Annotated in this window: 18 protein-coding genes; 10 read left to right on the top strand and 8 right to left on the bottom strand. The window is 58.7% G+C overall.

The genetic code is table 11. The features are described from left to right. Window positions 1-23: 23 nt before the first annotated feature. The 6 genes from nuoH (at window position 24) to RBB77_RS16565 (ending at window position 7,218) form a co-directional block, all read left to right on the top strand. Window positions 24-1,085, top strand: a complete 1,062-nt coding sequence (gene nuoH / locus RBB77_RS16540) for an NADH-quinone oxidoreductase subunit NuoH (RefSeq protein WP_353062843.1) — start codon at window positions 24-26, stop codon at window positions 1,083-1,085. Window positions 1,086-1,202: 117 nt separating this feature from the next. After that, window positions 1,203-1,709 (top strand): NADH-quinone oxidoreductase subunit J family protein, encoded by a 507-nt coding sequence (locus RBB77_RS16545; protein WP_353062844.1) that lies wholly within the window; start codon window positions 1,203-1,205, stop codon window positions 1,707-1,709. A gap of 5 nt (window positions 1,710-1,714) precedes the next feature. After that, window positions 1,715-2,038 (top strand): NADH-quinone oxidoreductase subunit NuoK, encoded by a 324-nt coding sequence (nuoK, locus tag RBB77_RS16550; protein WP_353062845.1) that lies wholly within the window; start codon window positions 1,715-1,717, stop codon window positions 2,036-2,038. A 5-nt stretch (window positions 2,039-2,043) separates the two neighbouring features. Beyond that, window positions 2,044-4,074, top strand: a complete 2,031-nt coding sequence (gene nuoL / locus RBB77_RS16555) for an NADH-quinone oxidoreductase subunit L (RefSeq protein ID WP_353062846.1) — start codon at window positions 2,044-2,046, stop codon at window positions 4,072-4,074. A 51-nt stretch (window positions 4,075-4,125) separates the two neighbouring features. Further along, window positions 4,126-5,697, top strand: a complete 1,572-nt coding sequence (locus RBB77_RS16560) for a complex I subunit 4 family protein (RefSeq protein ID WP_353062847.1) — start codon at window positions 4,126-4,128, stop codon at window positions 5,695-5,697. Further along, a complete protein-coding gene (locus RBB77_RS16565) occupies window positions 5,698-7,218 on the top strand; it encodes an NADH-quinone oxidoreductase subunit N (RefSeq protein ID WP_353062848.1) in 1,521 nt (506 codons plus the stop codon). It abuts the gene before it with no gap. A gap of 246 nt (window positions 7,219-7,464) precedes the next feature. Here the strand turns inward: RBB77_RS16565 and RBB77_RS16570 are convergent, their stop codons facing one another. The 4 genes from RBB77_RS16570 to RBB77_RS16585 form a co-directional block, all read right to left on the bottom strand. Next, window positions 7,465-7,773 (bottom strand): ATP synthase F0 subunit C, encoded by a 309-nt coding sequence (locus RBB77_RS16570; protein WP_183788973.1) that lies wholly within the window; start codon window positions 7,771-7,773, stop codon window positions 7,465-7,467. 158 nt (window positions 7,774-7,931) lie between these two features. Beyond that, entirely contained in the window at window positions 7,932-8,663 is a 732-nt protein-coding gene (atpB, locus tag RBB77_RS16575) for a F0F1 ATP synthase subunit A (RefSeq protein WP_353062849.1), read from the bottom strand. Between the two features lie 43 nt (window positions 8,664-8,706). Further along, entirely contained in the window at window positions 8,707-9,117 is a 411-nt protein-coding gene (locus RBB77_RS16580) for a hypothetical protein (protein ID WP_353062850.1), read from the bottom strand. A gap of 22 nt (window positions 9,118-9,139) precedes the next feature. Further along, a complete protein-coding gene (locus tag RBB77_RS16585; RefSeq protein ID WP_353062851.1) occupies window positions 9,140-9,403 on the bottom strand; it encodes an AtpZ/AtpI family protein in 264 nt (87 codons plus the stop codon). 113 nt (window positions 9,404-9,516) lie between these two features. Here RBB77_RS16585 and RBB77_RS16590 point away from each other — a divergent pair, with 113 nt between their 5' ends. The 4 genes from RBB77_RS16590 to RBB77_RS16605 are packed head-to-tail and all read left to right on the top strand — an operon-like array spanning window position 9,517 to window position 13,153. Continuing rightward, window positions 9,517-11,280, top strand: a complete 1,764-nt coding sequence (locus RBB77_RS16590) for a lysine--tRNA ligase (RefSeq protein ID WP_353062852.1) — start codon at window positions 9,517-9,519, stop codon at window positions 11,278-11,280. 57 nt (window positions 11,281-11,337) lie between these two features. Continuing rightward, the gene (gene cyoE, locus RBB77_RS16595; protein ID WP_353062853.1) at window positions 11,338-12,294 is read left to right on the top strand and encodes a heme o synthase; all 957 of its coding nucleotides are present in this window, start codon (window positions 11,338-11,340) and stop codon (window positions 12,292-12,294) included. A gap of 27 nt (window positions 12,295-12,321) precedes the next feature. Beyond that, a complete protein-coding gene (locus RBB77_RS16600; RefSeq protein WP_353062854.1) occupies window positions 12,322-12,885 on the top strand; it encodes a DUF420 domain-containing protein in 564 nt (187 codons plus the stop codon). A gap of 40 nt (window positions 12,886-12,925) precedes the next feature. Then, the gene (locus tag RBB77_RS16605) at window positions 12,926-13,153 is read left to right on the top strand and encodes a hypothetical protein (protein ID WP_353062855.1); all 228 of its coding nucleotides are present in this window, start codon (window positions 12,926-12,928) and stop codon (window positions 13,151-13,153) included. 65 nt (window positions 13,154-13,218) lie between these two features. On the opposite strand, the gene RBB77_RS16610 is transcribed toward RBB77_RS16605, so the two are convergent. The 4 genes from RBB77_RS16610 to RBB77_RS16625 all read right to left on the bottom strand — a co-directional run bounded on the left by RBB77_RS16610 (window position 13,219) and on the right by RBB77_RS16625 (window position 18,819). Beyond that, window positions 13,219-14,310, bottom strand: a complete 1,092-nt coding sequence (locus RBB77_RS16610) for a thioredoxin domain-containing protein (RefSeq protein ID WP_353062856.1) — start codon at window positions 14,308-14,310, stop codon at window positions 13,219-13,221. A 32-nt stretch (window positions 14,311-14,342) separates the two neighbouring features. Continuing rightward, a complete protein-coding gene (locus tag RBB77_RS16615; protein ID WP_353062857.1) occupies window positions 14,343-16,022 on the bottom strand; it encodes an NAD+ synthase in 1,680 nt (559 codons plus the stop codon). Between the two features lie 114 nt (window positions 16,023-16,136). Then, window positions 16,137-17,648 carry a sugar transferase gene (locus RBB77_RS16620; protein WP_353062858.1) on the bottom strand — a complete coding sequence of 504 codons (1,512 nt, stop codon included), beginning with the start codon at window positions 17,646-17,648 and terminating at the stop codon, window positions 16,137-16,139. Window positions 17,649-17,898: 250 nt separating this feature from the next. After that, window positions 17,899-18,819: an ABC transporter ATP-binding protein gene (locus tag RBB77_RS16625; RefSeq protein ID WP_353062859.1), complete on the bottom strand. Its 921-nt coding sequence runs from the start codon at window positions 18,817-18,819 to the stop codon at window positions 17,899-17,901. Window positions 18,820-18,859: the final 40 nt, after the last annotated feature.

The following is an 18,859-nucleotide window of genomic DNA, read 5'->3' on the forward strand; positions in this document are numbered from 1 at the left end:
TTACAGGAGCCCAACCGACCGCCGTGAGCCACCTCAGCCCATTTCAGACATTTCTGCTGCTCAGCATCCTCAAGGTTGTGGTGGTGCTCGTCCTCACGCTGATGGCGGTCGCTTACACAGTCCTGCTGGAGCGAAAGTTTTTGGGCCGCATCCAGAACCGCTGGGGGCCTTCCCGCGTCGGCCCCTTCGGCCTGATGCAACCAATGGCTGACGGAATCAAACTCTTCCTCAAAGAAGATCTCCTGCCATTCGCCGCCGAACGGCCACTGTTCATCGTAGCGCCCATCATCGCGCTTGCGTGCTCGCTGATCTCCATCTCCGTCGTTCCCTTCGGCCAGGTCACGCAGGTCGCGGGAGTCGATATCTTCCAGATTGCTGACCTCAACATCGGTCTGTTGGTGATCCTCGGCATCACCTCCATTGGCGTCTATGGCATCGCGCTCTCCGGATGGTCGTCGAACAACAAGTTCTCCCTCCTCGGCAGCCTCCGCGCCACCTCGCAGATGATCAGCTACGAGCTTGCTCTCGGACTTTCGTTGGTCGGCGTGGTCCTCCGCGCGCAGTCTCTCAGCCTGCGCGACATCGTCAACAGCCAGAGCGCCCACGGCATACTCAGCTGGAATGTCTTTGGTGGCTTCCAATTCGTCGCGTTTTTTATCTACTTAATGGCCGCGTACGCCGAGACCAACCGCGCTCCTTTCGACCTCCCCGAAGCTGAATCCGAACTGGTCGCCGGCTACCACACCGAATACAGTTCCATGAAGTTCGCCATGTTCTTCATGGCCGAGTACGCCAACATGATCACCGTGGCTTGCGTTGCGAGCCTCCTCTTCCTGGGGGGAGCCTCCAGTCCCCTGGGTCATCTTCTTCCCGATAACTTCGGCGGCCCTATTCTCACCGCCATCTTTCCCATTCTCTGGTTCGTCGCCAAGGTCCTCTTTTTTCTCCTGCTCTATATTTGGGTGCGCGGCACGCTGCCCCGCTTCCGGTATGACCAGCTCATGAGCTTCGGCTGGAAGTTTCTCCTGCCGCTCGCCATGGCCAATATCGTCGTCACCAGCCTGGTCATGGCTTTACGCAGTTAGCATCAACAAAGGTAGCAACAAGCTGTTTTACAATCAGCAGATAGCCCCTAACGCCGTCTGCTCCGTTTCAAGCGTCTCAAACGATTCAAGAGATCCAAAAAGGAATCGCGGAACATCATGCAACTGGCACTCTTCCTCATCTTTGGCGGGTTGGCCGCAGCAGGAGCAATCAATCTCCTCCTGCAGCGTCATCCCATCAACAGCGCTCTCTCGCTGGTCGTCGTCATGATGTCGCTCGCCGTCCTCTACTGGTCGCTCGGAGCCGAGTTCCTCGCCGCCTCACAGGTCATCGTCTACTCCGGCGCCATCATGGTCTTCTTCGTCTTCGTAATCATGCTGCTCAACGCCGGCGAAGAAGAACGCACCCACGGCAGCCGCGCCGCCTACATCGTCGGCTTCCCAGGCGCCGCCGCGATCTTCTGCCTGCTCAGCTTCGTCTTCCTCTCAGAGCGCCATGCCCTCGGCTCCTCGAACATCGGCGGCTATCTGAACCACGTCACCAGCAACATCACCGAGATCAGCTCTCTGCTCTTCACCAAGCTTCTTCTCCCCTTCGAAGTCACCTCCGTTCTGATCCTGGTCGCCATTCTCGGAGCCGTAGTGCTCGCGCGAAAGGAGCAGTAGCCGCCATGAATTCTCTTGCAGCCGCGCAGGTCCCCGTCGCCGCCTACCTTATCCTCGCTGCCATGCTCTTCTCCGTCGGCGTCGCAGCCTTCCTTATCAAACGCAACCTCATCACCATCTTCATGTCGATTGAGCTCATGCTCAACGCAGTCAACCTCACCTTCGTTGCCTTCGCGCACATGTGGCATCAGGTCTCCGGCCAAATCTTCGTCTTCTTCGTAATGGTGGTCGCTGCGGCCGAGGCAGCCGTCGGCCTTGCCATCATCATCGCCATCTTCCGCACCCGCCAGACACTGAACGTCGATCAGATCGACCTGATGAAATCGTGACCTCTATGCCTTCTGACTATCTCTGGCTCATCCCGATCGTGCCCTTCGTTGGATTCCTCATCAACGGAACCCTTGGCCGTAAGTTTTCGCGCGCACTCGTCGCTGCTGTCGCACTCATCTGCACTGCGATTCCCGCCATCCTCGTCGCTTGGCTTTGGATCACCATGAAGGCCGATGGCGCCCCCGAAGTCCTACGAGTCGTCAGCAAGCCGTGGATCGCAATCACCGGCCTCCAGATAGACTTCGCCTTCACCGTCGATCACCTTACCCTCATCATGCTCGGCGTCGTCACCGGCGTAGGCTTCCTCATCCACGTGTACGCTGTCGGTTACATGGCTCATGAAGAGGGCTTCTGGCGCTTCTTCGCTTATCTCAACCTCTTCATGTTCTTCATGCTGGTCCTGGTCCTTGCCGACAGCTTCCTCCTCCTCTTCGTCGGTTGGGAGGGTGTCGGCCTCGCCTCGTACCTGCTCGTCGGCTTCTACTTCCAGAAAGATTCCGCCGCCAACGCCGGAAAAAAAGCCTTCATCGTCAACCGCATCGGCGACTTCGGATTCCTGTTAGCGATGTTCCTGATCATTCGTGAGTTCGGCTCCCTGGACTTCGCCCATGTCTTCCAGGCGATCAGTGTCAATCCCGATTGGCACGGCGGTGTCATCACCGCTATCGCTCTTCTTCTGGTCCTCGGCGCAACCGGCAAGTCAGCACAGATCCCACTCTACGTCTGGCTTCCCGACGCCATGGAAGGCCCCACTCCCGTCTCCGCCCTCATTCATGCGGCAACGATGGTCACGGCGGGCATCTATATGGTCGCCCGTTGCCACGTCCTCTTCGACCGCAGCCCCTACGCTCTCGGCGTCGTCGCCATCATCGGAGCCGCAACAGCCATCTTCGCCGCCTGCATCGGAATGGTGCAGCACGATATCAAGCGTGTCCTCGCCTACTCCACCGTCTCGCAGCTCGGCTACATGTTCCTGGCCTGCGGAGTTGGAGCCTACACCGCAGGCATCTTCCACCTCCTCACTCACGCCTTCTTCAAGGCGCTCCTTTTCCTCTCCGCCGGCGCCGTCATTCACTCTCTCTCGGGCGAGCAGGACATGCGCAAAATGGGCGGCCTCCGCAAGCGAATCCCCATCACCTTCTGGACCATGACGATGGGCGTCTTCGCCATCTCAGGGATTCCGCCGTTTGCCGGCTTCTTCTCGAAGGACGAGATCCTTAACCAAGCATTCGTCTCAACCAATCCCCTCGGCAAGCTGCTTTGGTTTGTGGGTCTGTTCACCGCTGGCTTGACCGCGTTCTACATGTTCCGTCTCTGGTTCAAAACTTTCTTCGGACCCGAGCACTTTGAGGAACACACCGACCTCCGTGCACATGGAGCCGCGGTCCACACTCACTCCGACTCCCACACCGTCATGGTCGCCGACCACGAAGACAATCACGCGCACGCCGTCCACGAATCGCCAGCGATCATGACCGTCCCGCTCGCCATCCTTGCGCTGCTGTCGATCATTGGTGGCTGGGTAGGCATCCCAGCGGCTCTCGGCGGTCATAACGAGATCGAACACTTCCTCGAGCCCGTCTTCTCCACAGGAACAATTGCCGAAGCCGCAACCACCACGTCCTCCCGTGGTTTGGAACTCGGCCTCATGACAGTCTCAGTTCTCGTCGTAGCCATCGGCTTCTTCATTGCCTTCGTTTTCTACTACAAGAAGCCCGGCACCGGCGCAGCTCTCGCCCGGCGCGCTCCAGCCCTCTATAACCTCGTCCTCAACAAGTTCTACATCGACGAGGTTTATAGCGCCCTGATCATCACACCGTTGCTCATGTTCAGCCGCCTCTTCCTCGGCGGCCTCGTCGACGGCGGCATCGTCAACGGCTCAGGCGCAGCCGCGGGCGCAACCACTCGCGGCCTAAGCTCTCTCGTTCGCCGCGTTCAGTCCGGAAACATTCGCTCTTATGCCGGCTGGCTCGCACTCGGAGCCGCCGCCGTCCTGCTCGTCATGATCTTTGGCCGTTCCATCTGGATGCACTAAAGAAGAACCCGTTTCATTCGCACTTTGCTTTTGCAACACCTAAAGGAAACGATGAATATCGACCACACCATCCTGACCATCATCACCTTCGTCCCGCTCGCGGGCGCGGTCCTGCTGGCCTTGCTGCCAGACAAAGGCAGGCTGATGCAATGGGGTGCTCTCGCCGTCACCCTGATCACTTTTGTCTGCACCCTGCACCTGCCCGCACGCTACGACTATGCAGCCGCCGCAGGCACCTTCCAGTTCGAGCAGAACGCCGCGTGGATCAACTCTCCCGCCATCCGTTATCACCTCGGCGTCGATGGCCTCTCCATGTGGCTCATCGTTCTCACCGGCTTCCTCGCTCCCCTCGGCGTCCTCATCTCATGGAACACCATAGGCGACCGCAAAAAGCTCTTCTACACCCTCTTCCTCCTTCAGCAGGTCGCGATGCTCGGTATCTTCGTCTCGCTCGACCTCTTCCTCTACTACGCCTTCTGGGAACTCTCCCTCGTCCCGATGGCCCTTCTCATCGCCACCTTTGGCCGCACTGCCAATCGCCGCCGAGCCGCCATCAAGTACTTCCTCTACGCCTTCATCCCGTCGGCCATCCTGCTGGTAGGCATGCTCTGGCTGTACGCGCGCACCGGCACCTTTCAGTTCCCAGAGCTCGCTCAGCTTGCCGCCACCCACAACATCTCTGGCAATGACGCCGCCCTCTGGCTCGCCTCTCTCTCCTTCCTGATCGCCTTCGCTGTCAAAGTCCCCGTCTTCCCCCTCCACGGCTGGCTCACGGACGCGATCTCTGAAGCCCCCACCGCCGCTGTCATGGTGTTGGTCGGTAAACTCGGCCTTTACTCCATCCTGCGCTTCTCCTTTGGCATCTTCCCCGAGCAGTCCCGCCACATCGCCCCGCTTCTGATCGCACTCGGAGCCATCGGCATCGTCTACGGCGCGCTCATCGCTCTCGTCCAAAAAGACCTCAAGCAGCTAGCCGCCTACGGAGCACTCGGACACGTCAGCGTTGTTGTCCTCGGCATCTTCACCTTCACCATCGCCGGCCTAGACGGCGGCATCTATGCCACCCTCAACGAAGGCATCGGTGCCGGAGCCTTCTTCATCCTCCTCGGTATCCTCTACGAGCGCTATGGCACCTACGACATGCGCGACTACGGCGGCCTGGCAGCCAAGCTTCCGTGGATGGTGACTCTCTTCGTCATCACCACCTTGTCGGTCATCGGTCTTCCCATGCTCAACGGCTTCATCGGCGAATTTCTCGTCCTCACCGGCGCGATGCAGTCGTCCGTCACCCACCACATCGGCTGGACGGTTCTCGGCACCACCGGCGTCATCCTGACCGCCTCCTACATGCTCTGGATGATTCAGCGTGTCTTCTATGGCGATCTGAACGAGAACACCGCCGACGTACCAGTCCCTGACGTCACCGCCCGCGAGCACCTCGCACTCTGGCCCCTCATCGCAGTCATGTTGGCCATGGGCGTCGCATCCCCCTACTGGTTGCGAGCCATCGACACCGCAGGCACCTATCTCGCGCAGGAGCCCCCACCCGTCGAACCCGCCGCTTCGGCGATCCCAATCGACACGGAGTCACAGATACCCGCCGCCCAGGAGGCCACGAAGTAAATGTCATCCAACGTCCTGGCCCTCCTTCCCGAACTCATCCTCACACTCGTCGGCGTCTTCGTCATGTTGGCAGAGCCATGCCTGAAGCCCGGCTCCAGCCGCAAGCCTCTTGGCTGGTTCGCAATCGCCGGCACCGTCGGGTCTCTCATCGCCAGTTGGTATCAGATTCAGTTCGGCACCATCCATGCCTTCTCGGGCACCATTCAAGTTGACGCTTTCTCCGTTCTCTTCCACTTTGTCATTGCCTCAGTCGTCTTGGTCACTCTTCTGGGCTCATTGGACTTCTTTGAAGGCAACGCCAGCCACGCCGGCGAGTACTTCGCCCTTACTCTCTTCGGCGCCGTCGGCATGATGCTGATGACCTGCTCGGTTGAGCTCCTCATGGTCTTCGTAGGCCTCGAGATTTCCTCCATCTCGACCTACATCATGTGCGGCTTCCGTAAGGGACAAGCCACCGGCACTGAATCCTCTATCAAGTACTTCCTCCTTGGCTCCTTCGCCACAGCCTTCTTCCTTTACGGCGTAGCCCTGGCCTTCGGAGCCACAGGATCGACCAACATCTACGCCGTCGCCCACGGCCTCGAGACGACCACGACCCCGGCCCTGGCCTTCACGGCGCTGGCCCTCATCATCATCGGCCTCGGCTTTAAAGTCTCCGCTGCCCCCTTCCATGTCTGGACCCCCGACGTCTACCAGGGCGCACCAGCCCCGGTCGTCGGACTAATGTCCACCGCCCCCAAAACTGCAGCCTTCGCGGTGCTTCTTCGCATCACCTTCACCAGCTTCCCCCTCTACCAGCATCGCTGGTCGATCCTGATGTGGGTTCTCGCCGCCCTGTCGATGACCATCGGCAACCTCGGCGCACTACTCCAGCGCGATGTTAAGCGCATGCTCGCCTACTCCAGCATCGCCCACGCCGGCTACCTGTTGGTCGCTTTTACCGCATTTCCGTTTGATGGAATCGCCGCAGCGTGCTTCTACACCGCAACATACTCGGCCATGAACGTCGGTGTCTTCGCTGTCATTACCCAGGTCGCAGGCTACGACGAGCGCGCCAGAACCATCGACGACTTCACAGGCCTCGGCCAGAAGCGCCCCTACCTCGCCGCCCTCCTCAGCTTCTTCCTGCTCTCGCTCATCGGAATCCCCTTCACGGGCGGCTTCTTCGGCAAGTTCTATGTTTTCTCAGCTGCTATCCACGGCGGGAACATGTGGCTCGCCATCATCGGCCTGCTCAACAGTGGCGTCGCCTGCTTCTACTATCTCCGGCTGCTTTCTGCCGTCTACACCCGCCCAGGAAGCGAGAGCACTCGCCTCAATCAGCTTCGACGCATCAGCGTCCCCGCAGCTATCGGTATTGCATTAGCCGCCGTCGCAACAGGCGCTCTCGGCATCCTGCCTAGCGGAGCCGTCTCCTTCGCTGAGTATGCGAGCCACTCGACCTTGATCGAACAAGGCCGACAGGAGTGCGCCGCCTCTCCCGACAGCTGCAACCTACAACTCAATTACGACGTGAAATAACACTGTCCTGCCGGACGGGCGCTCGGGTCACTTCGTGACGCGTATACCGGTCCAGGCAGGACAAGCTGCGGTGGTCCTCTCGTTGGTCGGAATCATAATTGCCGACCAGCGGGAGGCCCAGCCGAAGGGGTGTAAAAGTCACGAAGTGCCCGCTCCGCGCGCAGCGGGCCCGTCCGGCAGGACACACCCGACCCCAAAAAAGGCCCCCGCAGAAGCGGAGGCCTTTCCCAATAACAATCCAGAAGCTTACTGAACCTTCAAGAAGATGATGACGAAGGTGAACAGCGCCAGCGACTCAATAAACGCGAGACCAAGAATCAGGAAGATAAAGATTCCAGGACGAGCGCCCGGGTTGCGTGCCAGCGCCTCAGTTGCCGACGCGGTCGCCTTACCCTGACCCAGACCGCAAAGACCAGCAGCCAACGCCATGCCAAGACCGGCAGCCAGAGGAACCCACTGGGCTCCGGGGCTAACAGCGGCAGCGCCCTGCGCAAAAGCCGGCGTCGCAAAAAGCAGCGCGGCCAACGACATAAACAGATATTGCAACTTCTTCATGGTGTTACTCCTGCCTCCGTGGATACGCCGCCAGTGGGTGGTTGATGCTCACCGTGCTGGCACCCTCACGCTATGCGGTGTTGTTGCACACTGCGAGAGGAGGCCCCAACGCAGCGAAACTTAGTAGCCCAGGGTTTAGCCCCGAGCCGCGCGAAACACTAGTGATCGTGCGCCGTTGCCAGCGAAAGATAGATCGCCGCAAGTAGGAAGAACACGTAAGCCTGTACCACGGCAACGCCAAGGTGCAGCCCAAGAAAGATCAACGGAATTCCCACCGGCACCAGCGAAAAGAAGGCCAGCGTTACCAGATCGCCCGCAAACATATTGGCGTAAAGACGAACCGTGAGCGACAGGACGCGAGCAAGGTGCGAGATGATTTCAATCGGCAGCAGTAGCGGGTACAACCACCACACCGGTCCCAGAAACTGCTTGACATACGCCCAGCCATTCTCCCGAATACCGTGGTAGTGGTAGTAAAAGAATGTAACAAGCGCAAATCCGAGCGGAACCACCGCATACGCAGTAGGCGACTTCAACCCGGGGATAATCCCCATCAGGTTCGCCAGCAGGATGAACAGACCCAGAGCCGTCAGATAGCTCGTGAACCGCTCAGATCCATGCCCGATAATCTGCGAGCCCTGCTCCGAGACGAACTCATGGGTAATCTCCGCCAGATGCTGCACACCGGCCGGCTTTTCGACGCTCAACGTCATCCGCACCAGGATGAAGTAAGCGACCAGAACCAGAAACACCAGCAACTCCATCGAAAACGCATCCGTAATCGGATATGCCGGGTGCTTCGGCTGCACGTGCAGCGCCTGCAGAAACGAGGTCGTAAACGCACCGAAGTGCTGATTCAAAAATTGGGTGAAGAGTGTCTGTGTCGGCATATAAAAATTAGCTTCTGCGAAACGTAATCTGCGAACGCCCGGCCTAAACCGTCCACGCTTTCATAAGCCTCAAACCCTCGACCGTCAGTGCAAACACACCCAGAGCGAGGCCAGCGGCAAGCGCGTAGACCGAACCATTCAGAATCTTAAGGCTAACATAAAGCAGCACCACGGTCAGCCCCAGCCGCAGGAAGAAACCGAACAAAATCAGTCCCATCGGCTTCACTTTCCCCCCGCCGTCCATCCTCACCATCACGGCGGTCATCAGCCGCAGCCACTCGAACAAGCCCGACCCCGAGATCAGCGATCCCACCAGCAGCAACACCGCCGACTGCCATCCCATCTTCCACCAGATCACCGGGGCCGCAATCGCAGTAATCACCACCAGCAACCGCAGCGCGCTCCAGATTGTCCGCTTGAAGTCCGCGTCGCTGAAGCTCTCCAACGTTCTCACAAAATCGCCCTCTTCCAACCCGTTATCCACGCTTGATGTACCGCGATGCCGTCCTGAAGATCTGCGTAAATCCAGCCACAGCCCCCAGCAGAATCCCCACAATCGAAATCCAGCTTTGATGAAAGTGCCGATCCAGCCAACTCCCCACCAGCCACCCGATCACGCACCCAGCCGGCAGCGCAATCGCCAACTGAATCATTGACTCCGCCTTCACCAGCTCGCCGAGCGCACCCTTCCCCCCGCCGCCCGTGCCATTCTCGCTCTTCCCTGCTCCGTCATCCGCCATAGCAGCACCATTACACCACGCACACTCCCTTATGGCACACTTCTCTCGACAAGATCCTCTCGGTTCGCCTCGCTATACTGAGTTGTCAGCAACATCAAGCCAAAGGAATCCCTGTGTACGAGTCGGAGTTCGAAAAGAATCTTTACCAGCAGCGTCGCGACAAGCTTCAGCAGATCGCTGCCCTCGGCCAGCTCGACGGCCTCAGCCACGCCGAAGCAACCTATCCCAATCACTACGCTGCCAGCCACACCGTCCCGGAGCTTCGCGCCGCCTACGACTCCCTCACCGCCGAACAGTTTGACGCCGACCCGATCAACGTAAGCATCGCTGGCCGCATTATGGCGATTCGCGTTCAGGGCAAAGCCGGCTTCGCGCAACTTCAGCAGGGCGGCCAGCGCTTTCAGATCTACGTGCGCAAAGATGACGTCGGAGAAAACGCCTTCGCGCTCTACAAACTCCTCGACCTCGGCGACCACATCGGTGTCCGCGGCCGCCTCTTCCGCACCCGCACCGGCGAGCTCACCGTCCACGTCGGGAGCTTTGCCAATCTACCTGCGATCACCTTCCTAACCAAGGCCATGCTCGCTCTCCCGGACAAGTACCACGGCCTCGAAGACACCGAACTCCGCTATCGCCAGCGCTACGTCGATCTCTTCATGAACACCGGCGCATCCAAAGCCCCCAGCTCAAACGAAACGCTGCCCGAAGCAACCGAGCCCGAAACCCCGAACGTCCGTGAAGTCTTCGTCAAGCGTGCCGCGATCCTCCGCGCGATCCGCAAATTCTTCGACCAACGCAGCTACCTCGAAGTCGAAACCCCCATGATGCACCAAGTGGCCGGAGGCGCAGCCGCTCAGCCTTTCACCACGCACCACAACGCGCTCGACCTCGACCTCTTCCTCCGCATCGCGCCCGAGCTCTACCTCAAGCGCCTCGTCGTCGGCGGCATGGACCGCGTCTACGAGATCAATCGCAACTTCCGCAACGAAGGCATCAGCACCCGCCACAACCCCGAGTTCACGATGCTCGAGTTCTACCAGGCCTACGCGAACTATCACGACCTGATGAAGCTCAGCGAGGAGCTCATCATCTACGTCGCCAAGGAAGTTAATGGAACCACGATCACCCACTTCAACGGCCACGAGATCGACCTAGGCAAATGGACGAGACTCTCCATGCGCGAGGCCATTATGAAGTGGTGGCCACCAAACGCACCCATTCAGCCGAAGTTCGACGATTTTTCCTCCGAAGAAAAGTTCAGAGCACTGCTCAATGAAGGCGCGAAGTTTGCCGATCCGGAAAAGTCCTCCTTCGATCGCGCCCTCAATCGGCTCGGCGCGGACTGTCACTTCGTTCGCGAGTTCGTCCTCGACAAGGGCGCACCCTACGGCAAAGCCATCTCCGACCTCTTCGAGCTGCGAGCCGAAGCCCTGCGTGGCGGTGAGATGGGCATCGAGGAGCCGCTGATCCAGCCCACCATCATCTATGACTTTCCCCTGGCTGTTAGCCCGCTCTCCAAGAACAAGCCCGACGAACCAGACTGGGTCGAGCGCTTCGAGTTCTACATCGGCGGCTTCGAGGTCGGCAACGCCTTCTCCGAGCTCAACGATCCCGACGACCAGCGGACCCGCTTCGAGCAGCAGATGGCCGAAAAAGCCCGCGGTGACGCGGAGGCCCACCAGATGGACGAAGACTACGTACGCGCCCTCGGCTACGGCCTGCCTCCCACGGCTGGCGAAGGCATCGGCATCGACCGCCTTACCATGCTCCTCACCAACTCCAAATCCATTCGCGACGTCATCCTCTTCCCTCTCCTCCGCCCTCAGGCCAAGCAGTCCATGGCCGCCGAAGCCGTCCACGGAGAGTCTGCCGAATAGCGCCCAGGCGGCGACGCCAAACCCGTCGCCGCACCTCAAACGCGTTATCCTTACTCTGTGGCTACCTCCGCGACAACCGATCACGTCCTCGCTCCCGCGAAGCCGCACTCGCTGCTCGCCGACTACGCCACCCTGTTCAAACTGCGCATCTCCACGATGGTCATCATCACCGCTGGAGCCGGCTTCTATCTAGGCAGCCTCCGTAGCGGAATCAGTCCCTTCCACGCAGGTTTTCTGCAAGCGCTTATCGGAATCGCGGTAGTCACCTGCGGCAGCAGCGCGCTCAACCAGGCACTCGAGCGAAAATCAGATTCACTCATGCGCCGCACCGCCGACCGCCCCATGGCAGCTGGCCGCATCTCTCTCGCCCACGGCCTCATCCTCGGCTTCGCAGCAACGTTTCTCGGCGCGCTCTATCTGGCCTACACCACCAACCTCCTCACCGGCACCCTGACGTTGCTCACTGCCATCGGCTACGTCGCCATCTACACCCCGCTCAAGCGCGTCACCACCATCAACACCTTCATCGGGGCCTTCCCAGGCGCTCTTCCGCCCCTCATCGGCTGGACCGCCGCGCGCGGGGTCATCGAGTGGCCCGGCGTCGCCCTCTTCGCCATCCTCTTCGTCTGGCAGTTCCCACACTTCATGGCCATCGGCTGGATGTACCGCGAAGACTACGCCCGCGCCGGAATCCGCCTCACCCCAAATCTTCCGAACGCCCGCTACGCCGCGCAAAGCACCGTCGTTCAAGCCCTCTTCTACGCAGTCCTCATGATCCCAACCAGCCTTTGGCTCAGCTGGTTCCACATCACTGGACTCCCTTACACCATCGTCGCGACCCTTCTCGGCCTCTGGTATCTCTATGCGACCATCCGCTTTGCCCGCATTCTGCATGGTTCCAACGAGGCCGACAACACCGCGCTCGCCCGCAATCTTCTCAAAACCTCGGTTCTCTATCTGCCCTTGCTGATGCTCGCCATGATTCTCAACGCACAGGGCCGCCTGCTCTTCTAACCCATCTTCTACCCAGTAAGGAACGAAATGCCCGCACCCATCGTCGCAGTCAGTCCCGACTATCGCACCCCACCCTCAGTCATCACCGCCATCATCGGAATCAGTGCAGTTGCCTCGCTCTTCCTCGCCTGGCTGGTCTACTATCATCCTCCGGTCGACGTCGCCGGAACGCACCTGGCCTTCCTGCCGGCACTCGACGCCGTCCTCAATGCCCTTTGTGCCTTCTTCCTTGTCCTTGGCTTTCGTTACATCCGTCGCCGCCAGATCACTGCACACAGAAACAGCATGTTCGGCGCCTTCATCGTCTCGAGCGTCTTTCTCGTCGCTTACATCGTGAACCACATCCTGCATGGCGACATGCTCTTCCCCAGGGCCTATCCCATCGCTCGCTTCATCTATCTTTGGATTCTGCTGACACCGCACATTCTTCTTGCCGTCGTCTGCCTTCCCATGATCCTGATTACTTTCTTTCTCTCGCTCACCGGCCGCTTTCCTGCGCATCGCCGCCTTGCGCGCTGGACCTATCCGATATGGCTCTATGTCTCCGTCTCCGGCGTCATCGTCTACGCCATGCTGGCCTCCTATCGCTAACGCCATCCCCGTCATCATCCGCCTGGAATCGTCTCACCCTATGCAGCCAGACACTCGCAAGCTCCTCCGTACCGGCCTCCTCATCTTCGGCACCGGAGCCATCGCAGCCGCACTCATCTTCACGACATTTGGTGGCATCACCCGCCAGGGTCCCCACACAAACCTCGGCTGGCTCTCGCTGATGCTCGCCATGGGCTGCCTCCCCACAGGCTTCCTCACGCTTCTTCTCGCCGCCGTCAAACTCATCGGCGACCGCCACCACCGCTAAATAATTCTTCCAGCTAAACAAAAAAGCCCCAGTCGGAAGACCGGGGCTTTTGAATCAATCTCTACTTACTTGCCTAAAGTCGGTGGGTTCGAACTGCTTCCCACCGCCGCTCCTGTCGCGCCCGTGCTAACTCCATCAAGCGACGCCTGGTACGACACAATCGTCTTCAACGTCTCGTAAGGAATCCCAGTCAGCGGCAACAGATGTCCATTCACCGCAAGCATCGGCGTCTGCTCGACATTCACATCCTGCGCCAATTTGATCGAAGCAGTCACCTGGTCCTTGGTCGCCTGAGTCGCTGCACAAGCATCGATCGCCGCCGGATCCAGCCCAGCCTTGGTCACCGCGTCCTTCAGCGTCTGATCCCCTGTCTCCGGAGTCAAAGCGCCCTGGGTATCGAACACCGCCGCGGAGTAAACAAAGTACGCATCGTTCTTCTGTTTCTGCACGCAGTACCCATACGCCGCTGCCTTGAACGCGAACGGATGCAGATCGACCAGCGGAAAGCTCTGGTACACAACACGCGCGTTCGGGAAGTCCTTCAACAGCTGGTCCATCGTGGATTGAGCTTCCTTGCAGTGCGGGCACTGCAGATCCGCAAACTCGACCAAAAGAAGATCCTTGCTCGTCGCGCCACGCGTCGCACCATCAGCGCGAGCCTGCAGCGTCTTACGCAGATCCGCGAATGGCGTAACGCCAAACGGCACGACCGCATCGCCTGCAACCGCATGCTTTCCATCCGGTGTCACAAAAAACGCTGTCGGCTGCACCTTTGCGTTGGGACTCTTGTCCGAAACAAACACCACCACCTTGCTCACATTCGGAGCAGCGGTAGTCTGAATCGCCTCGACCCGCCAGATGCGGTTCGGATCATATCCCCACAACGCCTTCAAAAAACCGTTGACCGTATCCACCGTCGGCGTAGAAGCCGTAAAGAACTTCTCATTCACAGGTGGAAATGGATCTGCCTTTGTCTGCTGTCCCAGGCTCTGCAACTGCAACGGAGCGCCAGCCTTCTGTGCCGCCGGTGCCGATTGCGCTGCCGGAGCCGGCTGTGCCGCCGCTCCTGCCCCTGTTTGCGCACCCGCCGTTACCGTAACGCTTAGAGCCGTCACGAATCCTGCCAACATCCACTGTGAAATCTTCAAAGACACCATCCTCCGCCGCCGCTATGCGCGCAGCTCCTCTATTACACCTGAACTTTGACCGCAATGGGAAATCGCCGTCCCATTCCGAACGACTTTCTCGTAACTTTCAACACCGGAGCCGCCTGCTGCCGCTTATATTCGCTCTTCTCCACCAGCTGCAGAACCGATCTCACCAGCGCCACATCCACGCCCTGCTCCTCGGCAATCTGCTCCGCCGAACAGTACCGCTCCACATACGCCTCGAGTATCGGATCGAGCACGTCATATGGCGGCAACGAGTCCGTATCCTGCTGCCCCGGTCGCAACTCCGCCGACGGAGGCTTCGAGATCGTCGCCCGAGGTATAACCTCTCCCGCACGGTTCGCATACCGGCTCAGCGCATACACCCGCGTCTTCATGACGTCGCCAATTACCGCCAGAGCACCCACCATGTCGCCGTACAACGTGCAGTACCCGGTTGACATCTCGCTCTTATTCCCGGTCGTCAGCACCAGCGCGCCGAACTTATTCGACAACGCCATCAGCAGCGTCCCGCGGATCCGAGGCTGCAGATTCTCTTCCGCCAGTCCAAACGGTGTCCCCTTGAATAGCGGCTGCAACAAAAACTGAAACTGCGCGAACACGTCATGAACCGGCAGCAACTCAAATCTCACGCCAAGATTCTTCGCCAGTTTTTTCGCATCCTCAATCGAGCCCAGCGACGAGTACTCCGTGGGCATCCCGACACCGATCACGTTCTCCTTGCCCAGTGCCTCCACCGCAATCGCCGCCACCAGCGCCGAATCAATCCCCCCGCTCAGCCCCACCAGCACCTTGCTGAATCCACACTTCCTCACATAGTCCCGCGTCCCAAGCACCAGCGCATCCCACATCGCAGCAACTTCATCCACCGGCTTCTCGGCTGCAACAGCCGCTCCATCCTCGGTATCGAAGACAATCAGGTCCTCGACAAACGAAGCAGCCTGCACCACCACCTCGCCATCCGGTCGAATCACCAGAGATGAGCCGTCAAACACTAGGCTGTCATTGCCGCCCACCTGATTAGCCATCGCCACAAACGCACCATGTCGCTGAGCCAGGGCAGCTAGCATGCTCTGGCGCACCTGCGGCTTTCCCTGCCAATATGGCGAAGCTGAGATATTCAAAATAACCCGCTGCCGGCCCACCAGATCCTTCGACTGCGCCTCCCACTTCCCCATCAGCTTCTCAACCGGATCCACCGTATACATCTGCCGCGGCCAGAAACTCTTGTCGTTCCACGCGTCCTCACAGATGGTGATGGCCAGCGGCTCACCGCGTACACAGACCAGCGTCTGTTCCACTGCTGGCTCAAAGTATCTCTGCTCATCGAAAACGTCATAAAACGGCAGCAGCATCTTCTGCTGCACGAAGCTCAACTTGCCCCCGTCGAGCAGCGCCGCGACATTCCTCACCTGCTTGCCCACACTCGCTTTGGTGGCCATCACCGTTCCGCACAGAATCGCTGGTCGCCCCACACCCGCGGTCCACTCTGCAAGCTCAGCCGCCACCTCTTCGGCCCGCGCGACAAACGACGCCTTTTCCAGAAGATCCGCTGGCGGATAGCCGCACACGGCCAGTTCAGGAAAGACCACAAGACCCACGCTTAGAGCTTCGGCACGAGCCGCATATTCAAGAATCTTCTTCGTATTCCCGGCGAAGTCCCCCACCGTCGGGTTGATCTGGGCAAGCGCTATCTTCACTCTTCAAGTCTACCGCTTAGATTATGTTTTCGTTTTGGCGTACATCGAAGCCGCGGCTCACAATACCGTCTTCCCATGAAAAAGCGGTATCTACAAATCTCGCAAAAAAACGATTTAGGAGCCCGTCCCGCTTAACACCACACCCACCGTACGTGCCAGAATCCGAAGATCCATCATCAAGTTCCAGTTCTCCACATAAGCCGTATCGAGCGAAATGTAACTATCGAACGAGGGGTCCTGCCGCGCCTCCACCTGCCATAATCCGGTAATTCCCGGCAGCACATCCAACCGCCGCAGGTGCGAAAGGTCGTACTGTTCCACCTCAGCCGCCATGGGGGGCCTCGGTCCGACCAGGCTCATATCGCCCTTCAGCACGTTATAAAACTGTGGCAATTCGTCCAGCGAATACTTCCGCAACACTTTACCGACCCGAGTGATCCGAGGATCTTTCTTGATCTTGAACAGCACACTGTCGCGCTCGTTCATATGTTCCAGATCTGCCTTCAGCTTGTCCGCGTTCTGCACCATCGTCCGGAACTTGTAACAGGAGAAGGTGCGCCCTTTTCGGCCAATCCTCTGCGCTTTGTAAAAAATCGGTCCGGGGCCGTCCAACCGAATCGCGAGAGCGATCGCCAACATAATCGGCGAAGTCACCAACAGACCAACCACCGATACCGTAGTGTCGAGCACCCGCTTCAACAAGAATCCGCCCATTGGAAAATGCCTGCGATGCAATGGAATCGTCGGAAACTGGCCGACATACTCCACCCTTGCATTCCACGCCAGGCCGTCATACATATCCGGAACCACACGGACATCGATACCCGCAATCCGAGCCTCCTCCACCATGCTGATGACCATCTTCTCTTCAGCCGGCACAGAAAAAAAGATCTCATCTACAAACAGCGACCGCGCCAGCGACAGGCAGTTCCTCACATCACCCACCATGTCCGCATTGCCGGACTCCGCCTCGCGCTCGGTCAAGGCAACAAAGCCTTTGAAACGAAAGCCCAGGTGCTGCAGTGTGTCGATATGGTTCCTCAGTGCATGCCCCACACGCCCTGCTCCCACGATCAAAACATTTCGCGTCTCGATCCCCGCACGGAATCGCCGGTAGACCATTTTCCGCCACAACGCGCGCCGCAAGCACAGCAGCACCGTCGTAAACAACACCATCAACGCAACCACGATCCGCGAGATCGCCTCGCCACTCGACAGGTAAAGCGTCCCACACAAGAGCAGCCCCGAGGTCAACGAGGCTTGGATCGTCATCCTTTGTTCATGTAACGCGCTGTGGTGCTGAATCGTTCCATACAGGTTGTATGACCGCGTAAAGAAGATCAGACAGACCCCATACCAACCGATGTAGAAGGGCAGCAGATTTGGAGAAGATTTGATGAGGTGCGGTAACACACGCAGAGTAGAAACATCGGCAGGCGGCTGCACACGAAATCGTAACGCCACCAGCGCCGCAATCACCACCGTCACGAGGTCAAGAGACGCCCAGACCGTACTAGTGATCGACGGCCTGCGGAATACGCCGCCAGCTCTCGACGCGCGCCTTCCATTGCCTGCGTATTTTCTCTCTGAGACAATGACCTGCTGCAGATAATCCGGTGTCGCCATAGCGAACGCCTTTCAACTTATAATCCTGGGCCTTAAGTCGTTAGGATGCCTGAATCGGAGCTCAGGAATACCGTCGATTAAAAAAAGCAAATCGCTACAGTTTGTGCGGGTCACTTGAATTACTGGTGTTACTTCGAGCATACGTCTCAGACAGGAGCTTGGCAACAGTTACCGCAATACTTTGCACCATCGGTATAAGCACTCACTGAAGTCGATTTAGCCAGAAAAGTAGCCTCTCGCTTCACAATTCCTAGACTGGGGTAACCAACTCGTCAAGCGCCAGAAACTCCTGAAGGATAGGGTCCTGACTTCGCTCCATTTCTTCCATGGTTCCAAAGAAAATCGCCTTCCCTGCACTCAAAAACACAACTCGATCTGCCAACTTCTTCGCCAGTCGCATGTCGTGCGTCACAACGATACTGGTCAGGTGCAGTTGCTGTTTTAACCGCTCGATTAAATCTCCAAGAAGATGTGCCATTAGAGGGTCCACCATAGTTGTAGGCTCGTCGTACAACACCGCCTCGGGTTGTGATGCCAACGCCCGCGCAATCGCCACCGACCTTTTCATCCCGGTCGACAAGTCGGACGGCAGCAGGCCCTCCATCCCCGCCACGCCCACCATCTCCAGCAGTCCCTTCACTACCTGCAGAATCTGGTCTTCCGCCATCTCTCCGCGCTCGCGCATCGGAAAAGCGACGTTCTCCCCCACCGTAATCGAGTCGAACAACGCTCCATTCTGAAAGACCATCGTCACCTTCCGACGAATCTCTTGTAACTCTTTCTCCTGGAAGCCACAGATATTCTCACCCGCGACCTTGATCATTCCTTTATCCGGCTTCAAAAAACCCAGCAGCATCTGAAGCGAAACCGACTTGCCCACGCCGCTTCGGCCAAGAATGCACAGCGTCTCCCCCGGGTAGACGTAGAAGCTCACATCCTCCAACACCACAAACTCACCGAACGACTTATACACATGCTCGAACGAGATATACGGCCCAGGCTTATTCTTCACATCCGGCAAAGCGTCCGCAGCCGCCTCATTCTGCTGAGCTGCCTGCTGAATAAAGTCACCGACCTCTGCTGACACATCCTCCGACACGCTTTCAATAAGCGGCGTATCCGCGGTGACCTCGACCTGTTCTCCCTCTAACTTCTTATCCGGCTCAGCCATAATCACCACTCCCACCAACCAAATCACGACGTAAATCTAG

Source organism: Tunturibacter psychrotolerans (assembly GCF_040359615.1).
GTDB lineage: Bacteria > Acidobacteriota > Terriglobia > Terriglobales > Acidobacteriaceae > Edaphobacter > Edaphobacter psychrotolerans.